Source organism: Deinococcus phoenicis, from assembly GCF_000599865.1.
GTDB lineage: Bacteria > Deinococcota > Deinococci > Deinococcales > Deinococcaceae > Deinococcus > Deinococcus phoenicis.
This window is the reverse complement of sequence record NZ_JHAC01000038.1, coordinates 33072-56064: the sequence shown is the minus strand read 5'-3', so window position 1 is coordinate 56064 and position 22993 is coordinate 33072. Positions and strand designations below refer to the sequence as shown.

19 protein-coding genes, 1 tRNA gene and 1 pseudogene are annotated in these 22993 nt (G+C 68.7%); 11 read left to right on the top strand and 10 right to left on the bottom strand.

The features are described from left to right. Window positions 1-71 precede the first annotated feature (71 nt). Window positions 72-656, top strand: a complete 585-nt coding sequence (locus DEIPH_RS12260; RefSeq protein WP_034358481.1) for an RNA polymerase sigma factor — start codon at window positions 72-74, stop codon at window positions 654-656. Further along, window positions 653-1318, top strand: a complete 666-nt coding sequence (locus DEIPH_RS12255; protein WP_034358479.1) for an anti-sigma factor — start codon at window positions 653-655, stop codon at window positions 1316-1318. The genes DEIPH_RS12260 and DEIPH_RS12255 overlap by 4 nt, the downstream gene beginning before the upstream one ends. A gap of 229 nt (window positions 1319-1547) precedes the next feature. Here the strand turns inward: DEIPH_RS12255 and fdhD are convergent, their stop codons facing one another. The 5 genes from fdhD to prfA all read right to left on the bottom strand — a co-directional run bounded on the left by fdhD (window position 1548) and on the right by prfA (window position 7645). Further along, a complete protein-coding gene (fdhD, locus tag DEIPH_RS12250; protein ID WP_235183237.1) occupies window positions 1548-2348 on the bottom strand; it encodes a formate dehydrogenase accessory sulfurtransferase FdhD in 801 nt (266 codons plus the stop codon). After that, window positions 2345-2860 (bottom strand): DUF1641 domain-containing protein, encoded by a 516-nt coding sequence (locus DEIPH_RS12245; RefSeq protein ID WP_051517345.1) that lies wholly within the window; start codon window positions 2858-2860, stop codon window positions 2345-2347. Before DEIPH_RS12245 ends, fdhD begins: the two co-directional genes overlap by 4 nt. 36 nt (window positions 2861-2896) lie before the next feature. Then, window positions 2897-5902: a formate dehydrogenase subunit alpha gene (gene fdhF / locus DEIPH_RS12240; protein ID WP_034358541.1), complete on the bottom strand. Its 3006-nt coding sequence runs from the start codon at window positions 5900-5902 to the stop codon at window positions 2897-2899. Between the two features lie 140 nt (window positions 5903-6042). After that, the gene (locus DEIPH_RS12235) at window positions 6043-6546 is read right to left on the bottom strand and encodes an NUDIX hydrolase (protein WP_034358477.1); all 504 of its coding nucleotides are present in this window, start codon (window positions 6544-6546) and stop codon (window positions 6043-6045) included. Beyond that, window positions 6533-7645, bottom strand: coding sequence for a peptide chain release factor 1 (gene prfA / locus DEIPH_RS12230; protein ID WP_034358475.1), 1113 nt, complete (start codon window positions 7643-7645; stop codon window positions 6533-6535). Before prfA ends, DEIPH_RS12235 begins: the two co-directional genes overlap by 14 nt. 172 nt (window positions 7646-7817) lie before the next feature. Between prfA and DEIPH_RS12225 the strand changes: the two genes are divergently transcribed. Then, the gene (locus tag DEIPH_RS12225; RefSeq protein ID WP_034358473.1) at window positions 7818-8780 is read left to right on the top strand and encodes a homoserine dehydrogenase; all 963 of its coding nucleotides are present in this window, start codon (window positions 7818-7820) and stop codon (window positions 8778-8780) included. Between the two features lie 312 nt (window positions 8781-9092). Here the strand turns inward: DEIPH_RS12225 and DEIPH_RS12220 are convergent, their stop codons facing one another. Beyond that, on the bottom strand, window positions 9093-10538 hold the full coding sequence (locus DEIPH_RS12220; RefSeq protein ID WP_034358471.1) for a glycoside hydrolase family 13 protein: 1446 nt from the start codon (window positions 10536-10538) through the stop codon (window positions 9093-9095). 36 nt (window positions 10539-10574) lie between these two features. After that, the gene (locus tag DEIPH_RS12215) at window positions 10575-11876 is read right to left on the bottom strand and encodes an HD domain-containing protein (protein WP_034358469.1); all 1302 of its coding nucleotides are present in this window, start codon (window positions 11874-11876) and stop codon (window positions 10575-10577) included. Window positions 11877-11963: 87 nt separating this feature from the next. Here DEIPH_RS12215 and DEIPH_RS12210 point away from each other — a divergent pair. Beyond that, window positions 11964-12038, top strand: a tRNA-Ala gene (locus tag DEIPH_RS12210). 732 nt (window positions 12039-12770) lie between these two features. Here the strand turns inward: DEIPH_RS12210 and DEIPH_RS12205 are convergent. Further along, on the bottom strand, window positions 12771-13010 hold the full coding sequence (locus DEIPH_RS12205; RefSeq protein WP_152544920.1) for a hypothetical protein: 240 nt from the start codon (window positions 13008-13010) through the stop codon (window positions 12771-12773). A gap of 653 nt (window positions 13011-13663) precedes the next feature. Continuing rightward, window positions 13664-14080 carry a hypothetical protein gene (locus DEIPH_RS12200; RefSeq protein ID WP_034358465.1) on the bottom strand — a complete coding sequence of 139 codons (417 nt, stop codon included), beginning with the start codon at window positions 14078-14080 and terminating at the stop codon, window positions 13664-13666. 240 nt (window positions 14081-14320) lie between these two features. Between DEIPH_RS12200 and DEIPH_RS12195 the strand changes: the two are divergent. The 6 genes and pseudogenes from DEIPH_RS12195 to DEIPH_RS12170 form a co-directional block, all read left to right on the top strand. Then, window positions 14321-14551: pseudogene (locus DEIPH_RS12195) on the top strand (enolase C-terminal domain-like protein); the annotation flags it as partial. 93 nt (window positions 14552-14644) lie between these two features. Continuing rightward, complete coding sequence (locus DEIPH_RS12190; protein WP_034358462.1) at window positions 14645-15397, top strand: sulfite exporter TauE/SafE family protein; 753 nt, start codon at window positions 14645-14647, stop codon at window positions 15395-15397. Further along, window positions 15394-15663, top strand: a complete 270-nt coding sequence (locus DEIPH_RS12185) for a hypothetical protein (RefSeq protein WP_034358460.1) — start codon at window positions 15394-15396, stop codon at window positions 15661-15663. Before DEIPH_RS12190 ends, DEIPH_RS12185 begins: the two co-directional genes overlap by 4 nt. Before the next feature lie 278 nt (window positions 15664-15941). Continuing rightward, entirely contained in the window at window positions 15942-18290 is a 2349-nt protein-coding gene (locus DEIPH_RS12180) for a 3-hydroxyacyl-CoA dehydrogenase/enoyl-CoA hydratase family protein (protein ID WP_034358458.1), read from the top strand. Between the two features lie 14 nt (window positions 18291-18304). Beyond that, a complete protein-coding gene (locus tag DEIPH_RS12175) occupies window positions 18305-19495 on the top strand; it encodes an alpha/beta hydrolase family protein (RefSeq protein WP_034358455.1) in 1191 nt (396 codons plus the stop codon). Then, entirely contained in the window at window positions 19488-20693 is a 1206-nt protein-coding gene (locus DEIPH_RS12170; protein ID WP_034358452.1) for a thiolase family protein, read from the top strand. Before DEIPH_RS12175 ends, DEIPH_RS12170 begins: the two co-directional genes overlap by 8 nt. Window positions 20694-20762: 69 nt before the next feature. On the opposite strand, the gene DEIPH_RS12165 is transcribed toward DEIPH_RS12170, so the two are convergent. Then, window positions 20763-21662, bottom strand: a complete 900-nt coding sequence (locus DEIPH_RS12165) for an Ig-like domain-containing protein (RefSeq protein WP_034358450.1) — start codon at window positions 21660-21662, stop codon at window positions 20763-20765. 87 nt (window positions 21663-21749) lie between these two features. On the opposite strand from DEIPH_RS12165, the gene DEIPH_RS12160 reads away from it, so the two are divergent. Further along, the gene (locus DEIPH_RS12160; protein ID WP_034358449.1) at window positions 21750-22979 is read left to right on the top strand and encodes a 23S rRNA (cytosine(2499)-C(5))-methyltransferase; all 1230 of its coding nucleotides are present in this window, start codon (window positions 21750-21752) and stop codon (window positions 22977-22979) included. The last annotated feature ends 14 nt before the right edge of the window (window positions 22980-22993 follow it).

Sequence of the window (22993 nt, the reverse complement as noted above, 5' to 3'; positions counted from 1 at the left end):
TTCTCGTTAAGGCCCTGGCAGGGCGCGGCACATGGCGGCCCCCGACCGAGCTGTTAGGCTGCACCCATCTCATGACTGCCGAGCCGCCACCCGCCCACGAGCCGACCGATGACGCCCTCATTCAGGCCATGGCAGGGGGACACGAGGACGCGCTGCGCGAGCTGCATCGCCGCTACGCCCGGCTGCTGTATGCCCTGGGCTACCGGATGCTGCGGCAGCGCGACGATGTCGAGGCCTGCGTGCAGGACGCCTTTATGAACGCCTGGCGGCACGCCGCCCGCTTTGACCCCACGCGGGCGAGTGTCAAGACCTGGCTGGTGAGCATTGCCCACCACCGCTTCCTCCAGGAGCTGCGCGACCGTCCCGAGACGGCACTGGAACTGGAGGACTGGGACGCACCTGTACCGTCTGCCGACCCCACCGACCGTATCCTGGCAAGCCGCGCCGTGGAGGGACTGGACGCCCCGCAGCGCCAGCTGGTTGAACTGGCGTATTACCGCGGCTACTCTCACTCGGAGCTGGCGACCCTGACCGGCTTGCCGATCGGCACTGTGAAGTCCCGTTTGCGGGCGGCCCTGGAACGCATGCGCGGCGTGCTGGCCCGCGAGGGCAGTGCGCGGGGGCCGGACGCTCTGGAAGGAGGTGAGCGCGCGTGACCGTGGACCGTGACCAACTGATTGCCTACGCCCTGGGCATCCTGCCCCCGGCCGAGGAGGCCCGCGTGCAAGCCGCCCTGGAGACAAGCCCCGAACTGCGTGCCACACTCCGCGCCGAGCGCGAGGTGCTGCTGGCCCTGACCGACGCCCTCCCCGAGGTGGACCCGCCCGCCGGGGCCGAGGACCGCCTGCTGGCCCGCCTGGCAAGCGAGCGGGAGGCCGGAACGCCGGCTGCTGCCCCGTCGCCCCGCGCTGCGGTGCCCGCCCGCTCCACCTCCTGGCTGCCGCTGGCCGCACTCAGTCTGGCTGCCGCGCTGGCTCTGGCGTTCGTCGTGCGGCCTCCCGCCGATCCCCTTCAGCGCTACGTGCAGATTCCGGGAGCCGCCACGCAGGCCGTGACCGCGAACGGTAACACCCTGGGTCAACTCGTCCGGATGCCCGATGGCCGCGCCTACCTGCACCTCAGTCAGCCGGCCAGCACGGGACGGGCCTATCAGATGTGGCAGGTGCAGGCCGGCGTGCCCGTGTCGCTGGGCGTGTTCGAGGGACAGGGGTTCCTGCTGGCCGGGCTGCCGCCGGGCGCGACCATCGCCGTGAGCGTCGAGCCGCCGGGCGGCAGTCCCCAGCCGACCACCACACCCATCCTGGTGCAGACCCTCTGATACGAACTTAAGGTGAGTCGAAGACGAGGGGCGAGCGGAGCGGGCAGGTGTCCTCAAGGGGAGGGCAGGCTTGCTCAAGCGAGTCCGTTCTGACCGACAGTCCGTTCTGCCCAAGACAGCGAGAATAAGAAAATACCAACTTGCGGCGATGGAAGAACATCAGGTGGTTTGTCCAGATGTTCTGGAATCAGAGCAAGTCGGTATGAGCCGGGTTCGGCCTCAGGCCGGCTCAGGGCTGGAGGCGTTCGGCTCCCGCGTACACGTTGAAGTGGTCCGCCCGCGCAAAGCCGATCAGGGTGAGGTTCAGGGCGGTCGCCGTTTCCACTGCCAGACTGCTGGGGGCACCGACCGTCAGCACCACCGGAATCCCGGCCAGGGCGGCCTTCTGCACGATCTCGAAGCCCGCGCGGCTGCTGGTGACCAGCACGCGGTCCGTCAGCGGCAGTTGGCCGCGCTCCAACGCCCAGCCCACCAGCTTGTCCACGGCGTTGTGGCGGCCCACGTCCTCGAAGGCGGCGAGCCGGTCGCCCGCAGGCGTGAACAGGCCCGCCGCGTGGAGTCCCCCGGTGGCCGCGAAGCCGGGCTGGGCCGCCCGCAGCCGCCCCGGCAGGCCGAGCAGCACCTCGGGCGCGAGGGGTTCTGCGGTCCAGACTGGCGGCGCAGCCCACACGCTGAGGCGCTCCACGCTGCCTGACCCGCACACCCCGCAGGCCGCCGACGTGACCCCGGAGCGCGCCCCCGCCCGGAGCCGTTCGGGATCCCCACGGATCAGCACCACATTCGGCGTGTCCCGGAGGACGGAGAGCCGCGTAACGGCCTCCAGCAGCCCCTCGGCGTGCAGCCAGCCCAGGACCAGCTCGCGGTCGTGGCCGGGCGTGCGCATGGTGACGGCCAGCGTGACGCTCCCGTCGCCGTCCTGCACGCGCAGCTCCAGCGGCTCCTCGACGGCCACCGCGTCCTCGCGCCCGGTCAGGCGGCCCGCGTGGTAGGTCAGCACGCGGGCCGCCGTGACCGCTTCCGGCCGGGTCACAGGGGGCGTTCTCCGCTGGTGCGGCGCTCCTCGGTCGGCTCCTGCCGTTGCGCGTCGGCGGTGCGGAGGGCGTGCCCGAAGCCCTTGAGAGTGCCAAAGAGGGCGGTCAGCGCCACCTGAATATCCGGGTCGCGCAGCAAGCCCAGCAGTTCGGGCAGGCCCACCCGCTCGCCCTGGGCCACCCGCCTGGCCCCCTCGTTCACGCCCGCGTTCAGGGCGCGGCCCAGGGTGCCCACGCTCTGCGGGTCGAGTTCGGTGAGGGTGCGCCCCACCTCCAGCAGGTTGCGAATGAGGACGGTGCCGCCCACCCCCTCCAGTGTATGCAGGGTCTGGCCGGTCAGCCCGCTGCCGCCGCGCACCACCCTGTTCAGCATGTCCAGCACGCCGTGTTCGTGCAGGGCGCGCAGCAGCCTCAGGCCCTCCAGCAGCGCCTCGGCGTTTTCCAGACTGGCGGCGGTCAGCTCCTCCTGCGGGGTGGGGACGGGCGGGACATAGTTCAGGGAGCGGGCCATCTTTACCTCGGCTTTCGGGAGTCGGGGATTTTAGGGTCAGTCATCCGCGCCGCCGCTGCGGTCGGCCCGCGCGTTCAGGCTGGACCCCTCCAGCATCGTCAGGCTGGCCCCGGGAAACACGTAATCGGGCCGCCGCCACTTGCGCCCGACCTCCACGCCGTTCTGCGGGGTGGGGTGGCCGTAGCGGTGGTTGGTGCGCGGGAGGGGGGGTGGGCCGTCCACACTCAGCACCTCCAGGCGCACCGCCGTGTCCTTGTAGGCGGGCGTGTGGGTACTCAGGTCCGCGTGGCTGCCGGTCAGGCGGTTGACGGCCTGCGCGGCGTCCTGGGTATTCATCGGCATGTAGAGCTGGTGGCCGCTCACGCGCTCCGTGACCAGCACCGGCACCCGCACCGCCCCATGCCGGGACACCAGCCGCACGACGCTGCCCGTTTGCAGCCCGCGTTCCCCCGCCAATTCGGGCGAGACTTCCACGAACGTACCCGGCACCTTCTGGGCGATGCCGCCAGTCTTGAAGGTCATGTTCCCCTCGTGGAAATGCTCCAGCATCCGGCCATTGTTGAAGTGCAGGTCGTATTCCTCGGTCGGCGGCTCGACCGGCGGCACGAACTGGGCCGGGTACAGCCGCGCCTTGCCGTCCGGGAAGGGGAAGCCGTCTTTGAACAGCAGCGGCGTGTCGGTGCCGTCGGGGTGGACCGGCCATTGTAGCGACCGGAAGCCCTCCAGCCGCTCGTAGGTCACGCCCGCATACAGCGGCGTCAGACGGGCGATCTCGGCCATGATCTGCGAGGGGTGGGTGTAGGTCCAGCCCGCGCCCAGCCGGTTGGCGACGAGTTGAATGATCTCCCAGTCGGGTCTGCTCCCGCCGCGCGGCTCCAGCGCCCGGTACAGCCGCTGAATCCGGCGCTCGGTGTTGGTGAAGGTGCCGTCCTTTTCCAGGCTGGGGCTGGCGGGCAGCACCACGTCGGCAAAGCTGGCCGTGTGGCTGAAGAACACGTCCTGCACCACGAAGAAGTCGAGCTTTTCGAGCGCCGCGTCCACATAGTTCGAGTTGGAATCGACCAGACTCATCTCCTCGCCCTTGAGGTACATGGCGCGGAGTTCCCCGGCGTGGATGGCGTGGACCATCTCGTGGTTGTCCAGGCCCCGGCTGGCGGGGAGGTCCACGCCCCACTCGGCGGCGTAGCGGGCGCGCACCCCGGGGTCGTCCACCTTCTGATAGCCGGTCACGTAGTTGGGCATTGCGCCCATGTCGGACGCGCCCTGCACGTTGTTGTGCCCCCGCAGCGGGTAGGCCCCCGCGCCGGGGCGCATGTAATTCCCGGTCAGGAGCAGTAGGTTGGAAATCGCGCTGCTCGTCTCGCTGCCGCCCATCTGCTGCGTCACGCCCATCGCCCACAGGATGCAGGTGCCGTCGGCCTGCACGATCTCGCGCGCGATCTGCCGCAGCGTGTCCTGGGCGATACCTGTCACCGCTTCGGCGTGCGCCAGCGTGTAGCCCTCCAGGCTGGCCCGGAACCCGTCCAGATCGTTGACCCAGCGGGCCAGGAAGTCCTTCTTTTCCAGCCCCTGCTCCAGGATGTACCGGCTGACCGCGTTCAGCCACACGAAATCGGTGCCGGGACGCGGCTGCACGAACAGGTCGGCCCGCCGCGCCAGCTCGTGTTCGCGCAGGTCCACCATGATCAAACGCTGCCCGCGCAGCTTGTGCGACCGCTTGACGCGGGTGGCGAGGACCGGGTGAGACTCGGCGGTGTTGGTGCCGATGCCGATCACCAGCCCGGCCTGCTCGATGTCGGAGATCGAGCCGCTGTCGCCGCCGTAGCCGACGGTGCGCCACAGGCCCAGGGTGGCGGGCGACTGGCAGTAGCGCGAGCAGTTGTCCATGTTGTTGGTGCCGACCACCGCCCGCGCGAGTTTTTGCATCAAAAAGGCTTCCTCGTTGGTGGTCTTGGAGGAGGCAATGAAGGCCAGGGCGTCGGGGCCGGACTCCGCGCGTATCTCGCGGAAGCGCCGCGCGATCAGGTTCAGGGCCTCGTCCCAGCTCGCCTCGCGGAAGCCCCACTCTTCCCGGATCAGCGGCGTGGTCAGGCGCTCGGGGCTGTTCACGTAGTCCCAGCCGAACTTGCCCTTGATGCAGGTGCTCACGCCGTTGGCGGGGCCGTGCGTCGGTTCCACCTTGAGGATGTGGCGGTCCTTGGTCCAGACCTCGAAGGAGCAGCCCACGCCGCAGTAGGTACAGACGGTCTTGGTCCGCCGGATGTAGCCCTCACGCCCGGCGGCCTCGATCTCGCTGATGTTCAGGATGGGCACGTAGCCCAGCGAAGGCTCGACGTTCTTGACCAGGGCCACGGCGCTGTTGAACATCGGCAGTTCTATCCCGGTGAAGTAGCCCGCCTCGCCCAGCATGGACTTTTCCATCAACGCGTTGCAGGGGCACACCGAAACGCAGTGGCCGCAGCTCACGCAGCTCGACCCGTTGATCTCCCGCCCACCGTCCCACAGCACGCGCGGACTCTCGGCCTCCCAGTCGATGCTGAGCGTCTCGTTGACCTGCAAATTCTGGCACGCCTCCACGCAGCGTCCGCACAGGATGCACTGGTCGGGGTCGTAGCGGTAGAAGGGGTTGGAGTCGTCCACAGCGGAGGGCTTGGGCTGAAAGGGCCGGTTCTGGTGCTGAACCCCCATCAGTTTGGTGGTGTTGTGCACCGTGCAGTTGCCGTTGTTGTTGTCGCAGACGGTGCAGTACAGCAGGTGATTGGCGAGGAGGCGGTCGAAGGCTTCCTCGCGGGCCTGCTGCGCGGCCTGCACGGCGGTGCGGACCCGCATGCCTGCCCGCGCGGGGGTGCCGCAGGCGCGCACCAGTTGCCCGTCCACCTCCACCACGCAGGTGTCGCAGGTCTGGATGGGGCCGAGCTGCGGATGGTAGCAGACCTGGGGCAGCTCGACCTGAGCGCGGTTGAGGGCGTCGATCAGGGGTTCACCCTGCCGCGCGGCATAGGAGCCGCCGTCGATCTGAAGCTGAATGTCGGGTCCGGGCACGGGCACACCTCGATTCTTTCTGCGGGGTTGACTGCTGCGGTTTGACTGGCGCGCAGTCTACTTCGGACCCGGGCAGAACACGGTCAAAGGAACAGAGGCCCCCACCGCTGGAGGCCCCTGGCTCTGAATCTGTCGCCCACCTACCGCGCCGACGGCTCGGCTTTGAGCGGCGGCACCCGCAACCCGCCGCGTCCGTCCCAGCCCTTGAAGGCGTAGAAGCGGCCCGGCTCGTTGGTCCGCAGGTAGTCGTGCAGCGGCTCGCGCATGGGCGGCGACTCCAGCAGCTCGACCGCCTCGTCGGGGGTGCAGAAGCGGGCCTCCACGATGAAGCCGTCGGGGTCGGCGGGGTTCAGCAGGCCCTCCCAGGTGGCCTCGAAGGCCACGGCGATGGCGCGTTCGCCCCGGCGCTCGTCCTCGATATGCACCGTGTAGGCCATGTGCTTGATGCCGGTGAGCTTGAGGCCCGTCTCCTCCGCAATCTCGCGGTAGAGGGCTTCGAGCAGCGTCTCGCCGGGTTCGACCACGCCGCCGGGCAACGTGTGGCGCACCCGCCCGAGGCCCTGCCAGTCGTTGCCGACCAGCAGTACCCGCCCGAAACGGTCCCGCAGCACGCCCGCCGCCACCAGCAGGTCACGCCGCGCCATACGTGCCCCGTTCTTCCCCGTCTCCCTGCATGTCGAGCAGTTGCCGCTCACGTTCGTCGCGGGCCAGGGCCGCCACGACCGGCGCGAGGCCGCCCGCCATCACGCCGTCGAGGGCGAAGTTCTTGGCGTCCCCTTCCAGCCGGTGGTCGGTCACGCGGTTTTGCGGATAGTTGTAGGTGCGAATCTTCTCGCTGCGTTCGCCCGTACCCACCTGCGAGGCGCGCTCCGAACGCTCGCGCTCCTCGCGCGCGGCCCGTTCCCGTTCGGCCAGGCGCGAGGCCAGCACGACCAGCGCCTTCTCGCGGTTCTTGATCTGACTGCGGCCATCCTGACAGACGACCACGATCTCGTCCGGCGTCCCGGCCCGGTACACCGCGCGCACCGCCGAGTCGGTGGTGTTCACGCCCTGGCCGCCCGCGCCCTGTGAGCGGAACACGTCGATCCGCACCTCCGAGAGGTCCAGGCCCACCTCGCCCTGCTCGGCCTCGGGCAGCACCGCCACCGTCACCGTGCTGGTGTGGATGCGGCCCTGCGATTCGGTGGCGGGCACGCGCTGAACGCGGTGAACGCCGCGCTCCCACTTGAAGGCGCGAAAGGCGTGGTCGCCCGTCACCTCCGCCACGACCTTGCTCGCGCCGCCCAGATCGCTCTCGGAGGCGTCCAGCACGTTCAGTTTCAGACCCGCGCCCTCGGCGTAACGGGTGTAGAGCCGCAGCAGGTCCACCGCGAACAGCCCGGCTTCCGCGCCCCCGGCCCCGGCGCGCAGTTCCAGAATCACGTCCTTCGCGTCGTCGGGGTCGGTGGGGAGCAGCAGCACTTCCAGTTCGGCGTCCAGTTCGGCCAGGCGGGCGCTCAGGGTTTCCACCTCGCCCGCCGCCAGGTCGCGCATGTCGGGGTCGGCCAGCAGTTCGCGCGCGCCTGCCAAGTCACGGCTCAGCGCGGCGTGTTCGCGGTAGAGGGTCACGACTGGCGTCAGCTCGCGGTGGCGGCGGGTCAGGCGGGCGTATTCGCGGGCGTCGGCCAGCATCGCCGGGTCGCCCAGGGCGCGCTCGACCATGCCGAATTCCGAAGCCAGCTCTTCCAGGCGGCCCCCCGTCAAGCCCGGACCTCCCCGGGCGGACACGACCCGGGCGGTCGCAAACCAGTCTGGGCGGGGATACTTGACACAGGCATCATGGACTCAGTCTACCGCCCCCCTCCCTAGACGACCGGAAGGCAGGCAACAGGGCGGTGGGCGCGGAATGCCGGACGCGGGCGCTACAGTCACCCGCATGAGAACCGTCACGGTGGGCCTCCTGGGGTGCGGCACGGTGGGTCAGAACATCCTGCACCTGCTCCAGCGGCGCAGGGATATTTTCGACAACCTCGGCGTGCAGGTTGAGGTGACGGGCGTGCTGGTGCGCGATGCAGGCAAGGCGCGCGACGTTCCGCCCGGCACGCCGCTGACCACCGACCCCGCCTTTCTCCAGGAAAGCAGCGTGGTGATCGAGGCGCTGGGCGGCATCGAGCAGCCGCTGGCCCTGCTGCTGCCCTACCTCCGCAGCGGGCGGCCCGTGATTACCGCGAATAAGGCGCTGCTGGCCGAGCGCTGGGACGACCTGCGCGACCATGCCCTCGCCGGTCGCCTCTATTACGAGGCCAGCGTGATGGCGGGCACCCCCGTCATCGGCCCGATGAGCACCGTGCTGCGCGCCAGCACCTTTACCCGGCTCCAGGCCGTGCTGAACGGGACCTGCAACTACATCCTCACCCAGATGGAGGGCGGCAAGACCTACACGCAGGCGCTCTCGGAAGCGCAGGCCCTGGGCTACGCCGAGGACCCGCCCACCCTGGACGTCGGCGGCTTCGACACCGCGCACAAGCTCACCGTGCTGGCCCGCTTCTGCGCCAACGGGGATTTCCCCTATTCCGCCGTGCAGGTGCAGGGCATCGAGGCCGTGACGCTGGACGATGTGGCTGCCGCGCGCGCGGCGGGCGAACGCATCAAGCTGGTGGCCGACCTGTGCTGCGAGGGCGAGGGCTGGCGCGCCACCGTCTCGCCGCAGCGCCTCCCGGCCACGCATCCGCTGTGTAACGAGGGGGCCAGCCGCAACGCCCTGGTGTTTGAAGGCGAGGAATGCGGGTCGCTGATCTTCGCGGGGGGCGGTGCGGGCGGTATGGTCACGGCGTCCGCGATGGTGGGGGACCTGCTGGACTGGCTGATCGGGTTTCCGGGGCACGTGCCGTTGCACTGAGGTCGAAGGCGTGGCCCCCACCCCCAGCCCCTACCCCCGGCGGGGGCAGGGGAGCTTTTCGCTGCGCTCGGCAAGAGTCGTCCCTGACGTTTATGGATGGACTCGATCTAGAACGGTTCCGGCTTTGACGCCATCCTTCGCTCCCGTTGGAAGGCCTCGGGCCTGGCGGCCCGAACGGCTCGTCTGTCTGGAAGGTGGAGGGGGAAGGCGGGGATTGGGCGTCTGCTGACACAGAGAAAAAGAAGAGACGAGCAGCCGAGGATGGACGTAACCTGGAGAAAAGAGCGTGTGGAAAGCGTTTTGCCCCTTTCCTCACTCCCTTACCAGCACCACCGCGCCGCGTGCCGGCACCTCCACCTCCGTCTCTCCGTCCAGCTCATAGACCCATCCGGACAGGGCGTCGCGGTATTTGCCGGGCTGCGCGCCGCTCAGGGGCAGGCGGGCGGGAGTGTGGGCCGTGTTCAGGGCGACGTACGCATTCCCGCTGGCGTGTTCGCGCACGTAGACCAGCCCTTCGCCCTCCGCGTGCGTGACGCGGAACTCGCCCCGGCGCAGGGCGGGGACGGTGTGGCGGATGGCCGTCAGCTTTTGCAGCAGGCTCAATGTCTCCCGGTCCCAGCCGGCCTCGTCCTGCCAGGGAAAGGCGCGGCGGCAGTCGGGGTCGGGGCCGCCGGGGAGGCCCACCTCGTCGCCGTAGTAGATGCAGGGGGCACCCACGTAGGTGAACTGAAAGACGCTGGCGAGGCGAAAGGCGCTGGCGTCGCCGCCCACCGCCGTGACAAAGCGGGCCGTGTCGTGCGAGTCGAGCAGGTTCATCTGTGCCCGGACGATCTCGGGGTGGTACATCCGGGTCACCTCCTCCATCCGGCGGGCGAAGGCGGCGGCGTCGATGGCGTCCACATGCCCCAGACCGCTGCGCTCGTTCATGGGATGATCGAGGGTGTGGCCGCCGAAAAAGGCCAGACAGGGCCGGGTGAAGTGGTAGTTCATCACCGCGTCGAACTGGTCGCCCGCGAGCCAGCGGTGGGCGTCCCCCCAGATTTCTCCCACGATGTAGGCGTCGGGGTTGACGGCCTTCACGCGGCGGCGGAACTCGCGCCAGAACTCGTCGTCGTCGATCTCGTTGGGCACGTCGAGCCGCCAGCCGTCGATCCCGAAGCGCATCCAGTACTCGCCCACGCCCCACAGGAACTCGCGCACGGCGGGGTTGCCGGTGTTGAACTTGGGCAGCGCGCGAATGCCCCACCAGGCGTGGTAGCCCGCGGGCCGGGCGTCGTCGTAGGCGTGGAGCGGCCACCCCTCCACATGGAACCAGTCGCGGTAGGCGCTCGCCTCCCCCTGTTCCAGCAGGTCGTTGAACTGAAAAAAGCCCCGGCTGGCGTGGTTGAACACCCCATCCAGCACCACCCGGATACCGCGCGCGTGCGCCGCGTCGATCAAGGCCCTCAGCGCCGCGTTGCCGCCCAGCATGGGGTCCACCTGACCGTAGTCGTGCGTGTGGTAGCGGTGGTTGCTGGCTGACTGGAACACGGGGCAGAAGTAGAGGGCGTTCACCCCGAGCGCCTGAAGATGGTCCAGGTGGTCCAGCACGCCCCACAGGTCGCCGCCCATATAGCCGTGAAGCTGCGGCGCGCTGCCCCACGGCTGGAGGTTCAGGCCCGTGACGCGCCCGCTGCGGGCGAAGCGGTCGGGGAAGATCTGGTAGAAGACGGCGTCCTTGACCCATTCGGGCGTGAGGGGAAGCGGTTCGGGGGACATGCGCGGCAAGGATAGCGGAAGCGCTTCACGGAACGCTTACAGGCCGGGTTTTCGCTGCCCCAGCAAAAAGCTCCGCGCCTGCGCCACGGTCTGGACCTCACCGAGCGCCTGTGCCTCCGCGACGGCCCGCAGCGCCTCCCCGACGGCGGGACCGGGCGGGATGTCCAGCAGCGCCATCACGTCCCGGCCCGTCATGAGTGGGGGCGGGAGCGTGGGTTGCTTCTCCAGCGCGGCCAGCACGCGCTCCAGCCCCAGCGCGTAGGCGTGGCGGGTGGCCAGGGTACCTTGCGGTCCCCGCGCGGCCTCGCGGTCGGCCAGCATCAGCCGCAGCAGGTCGGGCAGCAGCTCACGGCGGCGGTGCACGAAGCGCCGCGCTTCCCGCTCCCCGGCGGGCAGCTGAACCATATGTGCGCCGACCAGTGCCGCAGCGCGGTCCACCTCGGCGGCGGGCAGGCGCAGCCGCGTGAGGCTGCCCCGCGTGAGGGCCGCCCCCAGCTTGTCGTGTCCGTAGAAGGTGGTGTGGCCGGTCTCCGCGTTCGTGCCGCCTGTGCGGGGCTTGCCCACGTCGTGCAGCAGGGTCGCCCAGCGCAGCGGCAGGTCTGCTTCCGGGAAGCGCGTGAGCAGCTGATGCAGCGCCTCCACCCCGTGCCCGAACACGTCCAGATGGTGGAAACCGCCCTGCGTGAGGCCCCGCCCCTCGCGCAGTTCCGGGAGGGTCAGGGCCAGCAGGCCGAGATCCTCCAGCCGCAGCACCCCGCGCGCCGCCTCTGGGTGCATCAGGAGCGCCTGCATCTCGTCGCGGATTCGCTCTGGTGCGGGCATGGGCAACGTTCCTGCCGCGAGGTCGGCGGCGACCCGCTGCACTGCCGCCTCCGTCGGCGGGTCCAGCCGGAACCCCAGCGTGACCTCGAAGCGGGCGGCCCGCCAGGCCCGCAGCGGATCATCCCGCAGATTCGCTTCCGACACCATTCTCAGCCGCCGTGAGCGCAGGTCGGCCTGTCCTCCCGCCGGGTCGATAATCTGCCTGCCCGCCGTGAGCGCCAGCGCATTCACCGTGAAGTCTCGCCGCAACAGGTCACCCCTTACGTCATCTGGTAGCGGCACGAAGTCGTGCTGTCGGCCGTCCGGGGCGTGGACGCGCCAGTACCCGCGTGTCTCGTCGAGCGGGAAAGCAGAACCCCCTGTCTGTGCCGCCAGTTCCCACGCCGCCGCCGCTGGCGCGGGAACGGCCCAGTCGAAGTCTTTTGGAGCCACACCCCGGAACCAGTCGCGCGCCGCCCCGCCGACCAGCAGGGCGCCCGCTGGGAAGGGCGGCAGGGGAGGCCGGCGACGGAACATGCCGGTATGGTAGCGGGTAGGGGAGTAGCCCCCTGAGGTCGTGCACTTGCCTCCGCTCCTCCGCTCTGCTACCTTGTACGCCGCTGAGGGGGCTTAGCTCAGCGGGAGAGCATCCGCTTTGCAAGCGGAGGGTCAAGAGTTCGAATCTCTTAGCCTCCACCAGAAGATGCCGTTGTAGACGGCAAAAACGAGAAGCGCCCGGGGGAGAACTTCCTTGGGCGCTCTTCGTGTGTAATGGGTGTGTAGTAGGGCTAATTCAGCAATGCCGGAGTGACCGCCTGGGCCGGGAGTGGTGGCGAGCCTGGGGCGAACACATCGACGACGTGTTCACATTGTTCGTTGTCGAGGACATGACGGTAAATGTCCAGGGTGATGCTGACGCGGGTATGTCCCAGGTGCTTGCTCACGACCTCCACGGGCACCCGCTTACGGAGGGCGAGGGTGGCGTAGGTCGTGGGGGGTGAGATTCGGTAGCCCCCCGTTCTCGCCTGCGAGGGCCTGCAATCGGGCAAGCTTCGCTGCTCCCAAACCGGCCCCGGCCGGCCTTGCCCCTCCCCGGCCTCGACCAGGCAATCATGGCAACCAGCGCACGATTGAGGTTGTCGGGGCAGGTCCGGGTGCCAAGCTCGGTGGCAAACACTGCGCATGTCTCCACCCAGTCTGGTCCTACCAGGTCGTGCTCCGCACGTTGACGTTCACGGTGCGCGAGCAGTCTGTCTCGCAGGTTCTCTGGCATATACACGTCGCGCTTGGATGTCTGCGTTTTGAGCGCATTTTCGAACTTCACTCCGCCCTTGCCCTGAACGAGTTGGCGACGGCTACGCAGCACCCCCCGTTCAAAGTCCACGCAGTCCCAGGCAAGCCCCATGACTTCTCCCCGGCGCAGGCCCACACTCATCGCCGTGAACAGGGCGGGTCACAGGCGGCACAGGCTGCCGTGTGTAGTTCCTCTCCTATTTCCCGGAAGCGGGTCGCCTCATCAAAGTCGAGAGCCTTGCCGACAACATCGGGCGCGGGGCCTTTCAGGCGGCGGACACCCTCCATGGGGCTGGCGTAGATGATCTGGTCGCTCACGGCCTCCTTGAACAGCGCTCGCAGACGCGTCAGCACCTTGCTCTGGGTACGGGGGGCCATAGCCTGGCCCAGGCCACGCCCACCCTTCATCTCCCGTTGGGAGAGCGCCGCTATGAGGTCTTTGATGTGGGTCGCTCGTACGTCCCGCACCCGCATTCACGTGGGTGTGGCGTATCAGGATGTAGCGCGGCAGGAATCGCGAAGAGATGCCACGCTGAGGGCGTCTGGAGCAACCTCACCTCAGCAGGGTTGATGGTCGTGTGAGGATCGCCTCATTCAGGCAGCCGGGCATAGCTGCTGTACTCGTCGGCATTGATGGCTGTCCCACTGCGGATGCTTTGCTGAACGTTGTCGCACATCCGCAGGAAGAGCTGACCGCCACAGGCGATCATGCCGAGAACAGGCGGTTTGTCGTTGGCTGCTGTGTCCCGTCCTCGTCTGCCTTTCAAGCGTCGTCTTCATTCAACCCGAGTTCATGGGCAAGCTGACGGTTGCCGAGATTCAAGTCCTTCAGATACAGGCAGGCCACCCAGACCCAGTGGGATTGGCGGTGTGCCGCGAAGAGCGTGCCAGTCAAGCCACCGATACTGCTGTCTCGTGCGTTGGGTAAAGCGCCCGGTGCCGTTTGTCTTTCACCTTGTACTTGCCCCGGCCCTGCGGCGGGAGGTTCGTTTCTGGTCGGGAGGGGAGACTTCCCCGCCCCACGACTCTCGTCACCGGGGCGTGAACACGAGGCCCTCACCTCTAAAGGCGATCCCGCCTGACTCCTGAGCATCGGGCACGAAGGCCAGAAGGCTCCCCGGTCCGAACTCCACCCGCCGCACGCCCATACGGAGCAGCGCCATCAGCAAATCCCCGTAGAAGGTCACCTCGTCCCGCTCCGTCTCCTGCGGAACGTCTGCGGGGAGTGCCGCCGCCTGCCGCAAGCGTGGGAGGTCGCCGGGGTGTGCCCACGTCAGATGCAGGGCGAAGGGGTGAGCCGTGCCGTCCTGCTGAAGTTCCAGATGGCCCTGTTCTCCGGCCCTGGCCTTGAGGTTCAGTACACCGTGGCGCGCCATGACGCCGCGCAGGCTGCGGAGGAGGTGATCGGCCGTGTCCAGGTCGACACGTGTCAAATCGTGAAAGTCCATGGCCCGACTGTAACAAACAGGCCTCTCCGCCTCGCCAGTGTGCCCACCTCGCCCACGTCGGAGGGGTTCACTACCGTCAAGATGAACGCCACCGGGGAACTCCGGGACCTCGGCAGCGCCCGCAAAGTCGACGAGGTACTGGTCCGCGTGGCGAACTCGGCCCGCTGCGGGCCATGTGCTGTCTGACCGGCACGCCCATCGCGTTGGGGAACAGAGGGGCTATTCAAGCAGTTCCTACAGGATGCGGCGATGGCCGAAACCTACGACGTGGCCCTGACCCTGCACTGCCCGCTGGGACCGGTCGCGCGGGCCGCCTGCCTCCGGGTGGCCGCCGCATCGCACAACGCCTTGATTCGGGAGCAGAGCCTCGGCATCCAGGACAACGCCGGGAACGCCCTGCTGGGTGACCTGACCGGTCCGCAGGTGTTCGAGGAGGCGGACGGTCCCGGCCTGGGGATTCGGGTCAATTGAAGCCTATGTCCGCGAGATGGCCGCCCAGGGCCGCCGTTGTCTGGTCGGTTGCCGGCATCCGCGTGTTAGCCTCTTCCGCGTGATCTTCCCTTGATGCTCGCTGTGATCGGCGTGGGCCTGCTGGCCGGGGTGCTGGGGGCCATCCTGGGCCTCGGTGGGGGTGTGGTCGTGGTGCCCGCGCTGGAGTTCGTGTTGCCGCTGTTCGGGCGCGACATCACGATCGGACAAGCGGTGGCCGTATCGCAGATCGGGGTGCTGGCCGTGGGCCTGAGCGGGGCCGCCAGTTACCTGCAACAGGGGCTGGTGCGCGCCCGCACCGGCTACCTGCTCTCGCCATACACGATTCTGGGCGGCGCGGTCGGCTCCTTTCTCGGGCTGGTCTTGCCCGCGCGGGCCGTGGCGACCGTTTTCGCGCTGCTGCTGCTGTATTCGGCCTATAACCTGCTGCGTGGCCTGAAGCGGGTGGAGGTGGAGCGGGAACCCAGCCGCCTGGTGCCGCCCGCCATGACCTTCGCGGGCATCATGAGCGGGCTGCTGGGCATCGGCGGGGGCACGGTGCAGGTGCCGGTGCTGAACCTGCTCGCGGGCGTGCCCATCCGGCAGGCGATTGCCACCAGCACCTTCATCATGGGCCTGACCGCCGTGGGTAACGCCCTGGTGTACCAGGCGGGCGGGCTGCTGGACGTACGCCTCGCGGCGGGCGTGGCGCTGGGGGTGCTGGTCGGGGCGCGGGCGGGGGCCGGGCTGCAAAGCCGCATTCCCGCCGCACAGCTCAAGCTGTTTTTCAGTCTGCTGCTGATCTTCACGGCAGGTCAGCTCCTGTGGAAATACTGGGGGCACGGATGACCCCGCAGAAGGACCCCAGCGAACTCGCGGGCCTCCCCGCCTGGCTGTATCCGGCGGGCTTCTGGGTGGCGGTGGTCCTGTTGGCGGTCGGCGTGCTGTTTCCGGACCTGGCCGCCGTGGGCGTCACCTGGGTGGGCCTGGTCCCGGTGCTGGCCGCCCTCTGGGTCGCCGTCACCGCCTGGAACCGCGACCGCCGCCTGAGTCTCGCGGCCCTGGCCGCGCTGGGTGGACTGGTCGTGGTCTACGTGGTAAAGAGCTTCATCTAGCGTTCAGCAAAAGCTCTTCCGGCCAAGAGCTTCCCGGCAAGAAACGCCCGTCCATGTGGCGGGCGTTTCGGCATCCAGCCGCGTCTCCTTGCGGCTCTGGTCGGGCAGGGGTTGTGGGAGGAACTGCCCCCACTGTACGGGCCAGCGGGGGCTACTTCCGTCCACGTGAAGAACGGCTCAAAGTTGAGGTGGTGCCAGGGAGACGAGTGGACAAACGCCCCGCCACACCTTAAAATTGAACCGAGTTCAAGATTTTTGGTTCTGCTTCAGGAGGTCGCATGAAGATACAGCCCTACCGTATTCAGAAGGCCGCCGTCATCGGCGCGGGCGTGATGGGTGCCGCCATCGCTGCGCAACTTGCCAACGCGGGCATTCCCGTGCTGCTGCTCGACATCGTGCTGCCGGACAATCCCGACCGCAACTTCCTCGCCAAGCAGGGGATTCAGCGGGCGCTCAAGGCCCGCCCCGCCGCCTTCATGGACCCGGCCCGCGCAGGCCTCATCACGCCGGGGAACCTCGAAGACGACCTGAAGAAGCTCAAGGACGCCGACTGGATTCTCGAAGCCATTATCGAGAAGCTGGACGCCAAGCGTGACCTGTGGGCGAAGGTGGAAGGCGTCGCCAAGAAGACGGCCATCATCTCCAGCAACTCCAGCGGCATCCCGATGCACCTCCAGATCGAGGGCCGCTCGGAAGACTTCCAGCGCCGCTTCGTGGGCGCGCACTTCTTCAACCCGCCGCGCTACCTGCACCTCCTCGAAGTGATCCCCACGCCCAAAACCGACCCCGAAGTGCTGAAGGCGTTCGTGGCGTTCGGGGAGAACGTGCTGGGCAAGGGCATCGTGATCGCCAACGACGTGCCGGGCTTCGTCGCCAACCGGATCGGCGTGTACGGCATCGTCCGCGCGATGCAGCACATGCAGGAAGCGGGCCTCACGCCCGACGAGGTGGACCAGCTTACCGGCCCCGCGCTGGGCCGCGCCAAGAGTGCCACCTTCCGCACCGCCGACCTCTCGGGCCTGGACATCATCTACCACGTGGCGCAGGACCTCGGCAAAGCCACGCCGGAGGACGAGGACTTCAGCCTTACCGACACCTTCAGGCGGTTGGTGGAGGACAAGAAGTTCCTGGGCGACAAGACCGGCGGCGGCTTTTACAAGAAGACCAAGGACGAGAAGGGCAAGACGAAGATTCTGTCGCTCAACCTCGACTCGCTGGAGTACGAGGACCGGGGCAAGGTCAAGGTGCCCCTGGTCGAGAGCGTCAAGAACCAGCCGCTGGCCCAGCGCGTCAAGGCCCTCTACAACGCGGAAGGCAAGGAAGGCGACTTCCTGCGCGGCGTGATGAACGACGGCTTCTGGTACGCCGCCAAGATGGCCGGGAATGTCTCGAACCGCCTTCAGGACATCGACAACGCCCTGAAGTGGGGCTTCGGCTGGGAGGAAGGCCCCTTCGAGACGATGGATACCCTGGGCGTCCAGAACGTCATCGCCAACCTGGAAGGTGAGGGGCGCACCCTCCCGCCCCTCCTCCAGAAGATGAAGGAGACGGGCCGCGACCGCTTCTACGAAGGCGGTGAAACCGTCACCCCGGCGGGCGAGCCGACGAAGTACGAGGCTCCCTACTTCATCCTGACGGACCTCAAGAAGGACGCCACGAAGGTCGTCAAGAAGCGCCCCGGTGCGAGCATCGTGGACCTGGACGACGGTGTGCTGCTGGTCGAGTGGCACGCCAAGATGAACGCGCTGGGCGAGGACCAGCTCCGCGCCGTGCAGGACGCGCACAAGCTGGTGGGGGAGATGGGCTACGCGGGCTTCGTGCTGGGCAACCAGGGCGAGAACTTCAGCGCGGGCGCGAATCTGCCGCTGATCCTGTCGCAGGCGCAGGACGAGGAATGGGACGAGCTGGACAGCGCCATCAAGCAGTTCCAGCAGGTCACGACCTCCATGCGCTTCTCGCCCCACCCCACCGTCGCGGCTCCCTTTGGCCTCGCGCTGGGCGGCGGCTGTGAGTTCAGCATCCACGCCGACCATATCGTCGCCAGTGCGGAAACGTACATGGGTCTGGTGGAAGTGGGCGTGGGCCTGATTCCCGGGGGCGGCGGCACCAAGGAAATGCTGTTGCGCTTCACCGATCAGCTTCAGCCCGGCCAGCCGCTGCTGCCCGCCGTGCAGCGTGCCTTCGAGCTGATCGGCACCGCCAAGGTGTCCACCAGTGCCCTGGAGGCCCGCAAACTGGGCTTCCTGCGCGACCACGACACCATTGCGATGAACCGGAACCATATCATCGAGGAGGCCAAGCGGATGGTGCTGGCCCTCGCGCCCGGCTACGTGATGCCCACACCCCGCCAGGACATCCCCGTGATGGGCGAGGCTGCGGTGGCCGCCGTCAAACTGGCCCTCTACGGCATGACCGAGGGCGGCTACGCCAGCCGGTACGACGCCGAAGTCGGGATGCAGCTCGCCCACGTTCTCAGCGGCGGCACCGGCAACAACCGCACGGCGAAGGTCAGTGAGCAGCACCTCCTCGACCTGGAGCGCGAAGCCTTCCTGACGCTGCTGGGCAAGAAGGGCACCCAGGACCGCATTGCCCACATGCTCAAGACCGGCAAGCCCCTGCGGAACTGAGCGGAGAACCGGACATGCCCCCGCGCCCCCTTTCCCGCCTGCGTTCTCTGTCCCGCCGACGTGTCCTGGGCTGGGCCGCCCTGGCCTACGCCACGTTGCTGGTGGCCGGGGCGCTGGTGGGCGCGGACATCACCCTGCGGTCCAAGACGCGCTGGGTGAAGGGCGTGTTCGTGCCGGTGGGGCGGCGGGGCAACACGGTGTGGCTGCCCGCCTCGCCGGAGACGCTCTCGCGCGGCGTGGTGGGGGTCGTGCCCCTCCGGCCCAACCGGGGCCACGCCCTGCTGGGGCCGCACCGCCTGGCGGGCACGCTGGTGCAGCGGCCCGTGCTGGAGGAGCGGGGGGTGCTGCCGAACGGCTCGGTGGCCTGGGTGTCTACCTTCGTCTACAACGGCACCCCGGCCCAGCTGGGCGTGGCCTACGAGGACGTGGCGGTGGACACGCCGCTGGGTGACATGCCCGCCTGGCACATCCCGCCCACCTCAGGCGAGCGCGACGCCGTGGTCATCGTGATTCACGGGCACGGGGGACAGCGGTCGCAGGCGCTGCGGATGCTTCCGGCGCTGCGGCGCACCGGGGCGGGGTCGCTGTTCGTCACCTTCCGCAACGCCTACGGCGCGCCCCGTTCCCCCAGCGGCTTCCACACCCTGGGCGACGAGGAGGCGGGGGACGTGGTGGCGGCCCTGCACTGGGCACGGCAGGCGGGCTACCAGCGGGCCGTGCTGTACGGCTTTTCCATGGGTGGCAACATTGCCCTGAGCGTGCTGCGGCCCGAACACGAGCCACTGCCCCTGCCTGTCACGGGCGTCATGCTCGACTGCCCGGCGCTGGACTGGCGGGACGTGATTCGCTCGAACGGGCAACGCTACGGCCTCCCGGCCTTCCTGGCGCGGCACATCGGGCGGGCGGTGCAGGCCCTCGTCACCCGGCGCAGCGGGCAGGATTTCGACGTGGTGGACCAGCTCAAAGCCGCCCCGGGTTTCAAGGTGCCCATCCTCCTGTGGCACGGCGCCCGTGACCGTACCATTCCAGTGGCACAGTCGGACGCCCTCGCCGCCGCCCGCCCGGACCTCGTGGAGTACCACCGCGTCAAGGGGGCCAAGCACATTCGCTGCTGGAACATAGACCCCCAGCAGTACGACGCGGCGCTGGAGAAGTTCATTCACCGGGTTCTGCCCGGTCTGAAACAAGGAGAACCACATGCGTGACGCAGTTATCGTTTCCGCCGTCCGGACCCCCGTGGGTCGCGGCGTCAAAGGCACCCTCGCCAACACCCGCCCTGACGACCTCGCCGCCCTCGTGCTGGACGAGGCTGTCAAGCGCGCGGGCGTGGACCCCAGCATCGTCGAGGACGTGTACCTGGGCTGCGCCATCCCCGAGGCCGAGCAGGGCCTGAACGTGGCCCGCATGGCCGCGCTGCGGGCCGGGATGCCCGATAGCGTGGGCGGCGTGACCGTCAACCGCTTCTGCTCCAGCGGCCTCCAGACCATCGCCATGGCGGCGGCGGCCATCCAGACCGGCCAGGCCGACGTGATGCTGGCGGGCGGCGTGGAGAGCATGAGCATGGTGCCCATGACCGGCCACAACCCCAGCCCCAACCCCGACCTGGTGGACGACCGCCCCGGCGCGTACATCGGCATGGGCCTGACCGCCGAGAACGTGGCCGCCAAGTACGGCGTGAGCCGCGAGGACCAGGACCAGTTCGCCCTCCGCAGTCACCAGAAGGCGGCGGCGGCACAGGACGCGGGCCGCTTCGACGAGGAAATCGTGCCCGTGCCCGTGCAGGTGGACAAGCTCAAGGGCACCAAGCTAACCAGCACGACCGTCAACTTCGACAAGGACGAGCTGATTCGCCGGGACGCCAACCTGGAAGACATGGCGAAGGTGCGCCCGGCCTTCAAGGCCACCGGCTCGGTCAGCGCCGCCAACTCCAGCCCCTTTTCCGACGGTGCCGCCGCCGTACTGGTGATGAGCGGCGAGAAGGCGCAGGAACTCGGCGTGAAGCCCCTGGCAAAGTTCCTGGGCTTCGCAGTTGCCGGCGTCGAGCCGGAGCTGATGGGCATCGGCCCCGTGAAGGCCATTCCCAAGGTGCTGGCGCAGACCGGCCTGACGCTGGACGACATCGACCTGATCGAGCTGAACGAGGCCTTTGCCGCCCAGAGCCTCGCCGTCATCCGTGAACTCGGCCTCCCCGAGGAGAAGCTGAACGTGAACGGCGGCGCGATTGCGCTAGGGCATCCTCTCGGCTGCTCGGGGGCCAAGCTCACCACCACCGCCATCTACGAACTGCGCCGTCGCGGCGGCGGCAAGGCCCTGATCACCATGTGCATCGGCGGCGGCATGGGCGCGGCGGGCGTGATCGAGGTCTACCCGGAAGAAGGGCAGGGCGAGCAGGCAGCAGACTGAGGCTTTTCAGAGTGGAGAAAGGGCGACCCCATGTATGGGGCCGCCCTCTGCTCACTTTTGCGGATGAACTCAGCGGCGCAGAATGTCGCGCGCCGCCTGCTGAAGGGCACCGGTCTTCAGGGTCTGGGCCTGGAGGCCAGATGCCGTGCGGAATTGATGCCGCAGGGTACTGGCGGCGAGTGCCCGCGCATTGCGCTTCGCCGTGGCCTGAGCGTCCTGACCTGCGGGTACCTCGTCGTCGAGTTGCAGGAGAAGGACATCAACCGCCCGGTTGGGCTGCTGGGTCGCGCGGTCGAACAGGGCGCCGGCGCCGAAGAAGGCAGGGCCGTCCTCCGTCGCTTCCAGTTGACCGTCATCATCAATCGCTACGAGGTAGGCGCGGGGATCTTCGGTATTCAGGTCGTAGGAGAAGATCGTTTCCAGCTCACCCGCCGCCGTGATGGGCCCCAGGAGGCTGGCCCCCGTCTGGCTCTGAGCCGTGTTGGTGTATGCGCCGACGGCCACCTTGCGGCCCTCGTGGTCGCCTTCATCGACGAGGACCATCGCACCCGTCTCGATAATGTCCCCGGTGCTGGCATCGGCCACCGCCCAGCCCCAGACGCCCTGGTAAAGGGTCCCGGCCCGGGGGATGTTCACCGTGACCTGCGCCCCCGCCTGTCCCTGATTGCCCGCCGCATCGTAGGCCCTGGCCGTGAAGTTCACGGCCCCGTTATCGGCGGAAGTCACGGGCAGGCTGGCGGTGTAGGGCACCGTCGTATCCGCCGAGAGCAGGGTATTGCCCCGGTAGAATTCGACTTTCGTCACGCCGACGTTGTCGGTCGCCGTCGCGGTCAGGTTGACGGTGGTGCCGCTCTGGGTCGCCTGGAGAGCCACCGTGGGCGGCGTGGTGTCGGCGGTCGGTCGGGGGTCGCCCCCGCAGGCAGCCAGCAGCAGTGCGGCACTCAGGAAGGGCAGGGCAAGCTTTTTCATCCGGCCCAGAGTAGCGGTTGAAGTTCGGCCGCGTTGCCCCATATCCGGCACAGTCCCGGCCAGACACCTGCGCTACCCTGCCTCCCGATGCCCGACCTTCCCACCTCTTCCCCCGCCCGCCCCCGCCTGCGCCTGCGTGTGTCGGCCCCGGCGGAAGCGCACCTGCGCGCGGGGCACCCCTGGCTGTACGAGTCGAGCGTGCGCGAGCAAAACCGCGCAGGGGAGGCGGGCGAACTGGCCGTGGTGTACGACCGCCGCGACCGCTTTCTGGCCCTCGGTCTGTACGATCCCCACTCGCCGCTGCGGCTGCGGGTGCTGCACGTGGGGACGCCCGTGACCGTGAACGAGGCGTGGTGGGCGCACCGGCTGGATCTGGCCCTGCTGCGGCGTGCGCCCCTGTTCGGACCGGTGAACCAGGCCGGGGAGACGGACGGTTACCGCCTGCTGAACGGCGAGAGCGACGGTTTCCCGGGGGCTGTGCTGGACCGCTACGCGGACACGCTGGTCCTGAAGCTCTACACGGCGGCCTGGTTCCCGCACCTGCCCCTGCTGCTGGAGTTGCTTGCGCAGCGTTTTCCGGCCAGACGCGTGGTGCTGCGCCTCAGTCGCAACATTGAGGCGCTGGCGCAGGCGGCGGTCCTGCACGATGGTCAGACCCTGGTGGGTGCGGAGCCGGACGGCCCCGTCATCTTCCGCGAATCCGGCCTTCAGTTCGAGGCGGATGTGGTGCGCGGGCAGAAGACCGGGTTTTTCCTCGACCAGCGCGAGAACCGGCGGCGGGTGGAGACGCTCTCGCGGGGGCGGCGGGTGCTGAACGCTTTTTCCTTTTCCGGGGGCTTCTCGCTGTACGCGGCGAGGGGCGGGGCGCGGGAGGTCGTCAGCCTCGACATCAGCGCGCACGCCCTCGCCAGCGCAGAGCGGAACTTCGCCCTGAACCCCGGCCTCACGGCGCGGCATGAAACGGTGCAGGCGGACGTGTTCGAGTGGCTCGCGCAGACGGGGCGCACCTTCGACCTGATCGTCCTCGACCCGCCCTCGCTGGCGCGGCGGGAAGCCGAGCGGGAAGGGGCCATTCGCGCTTACGCCAAACTGGCGGCCGACGGGCTGCGCCGCCTCGCGCCCGGCGGCGTGCTGGTGAGTGCCTCGTGCAGCGCGCACGTCAGCGCCGAGGAGTTCTGGGAGGCGGTGCGGGGCGCGGCGCGGCGCAGCGGCCGCAAATGGCGTGAGCTGCGGACCAGTCGCCACGCGCCCGACCACCACGCCAGCTTCCCCGAGGCCGAATACCTGAAGGCGATCTACCTGCAACTGGAACCCTGACCCTGGCGGGGGCC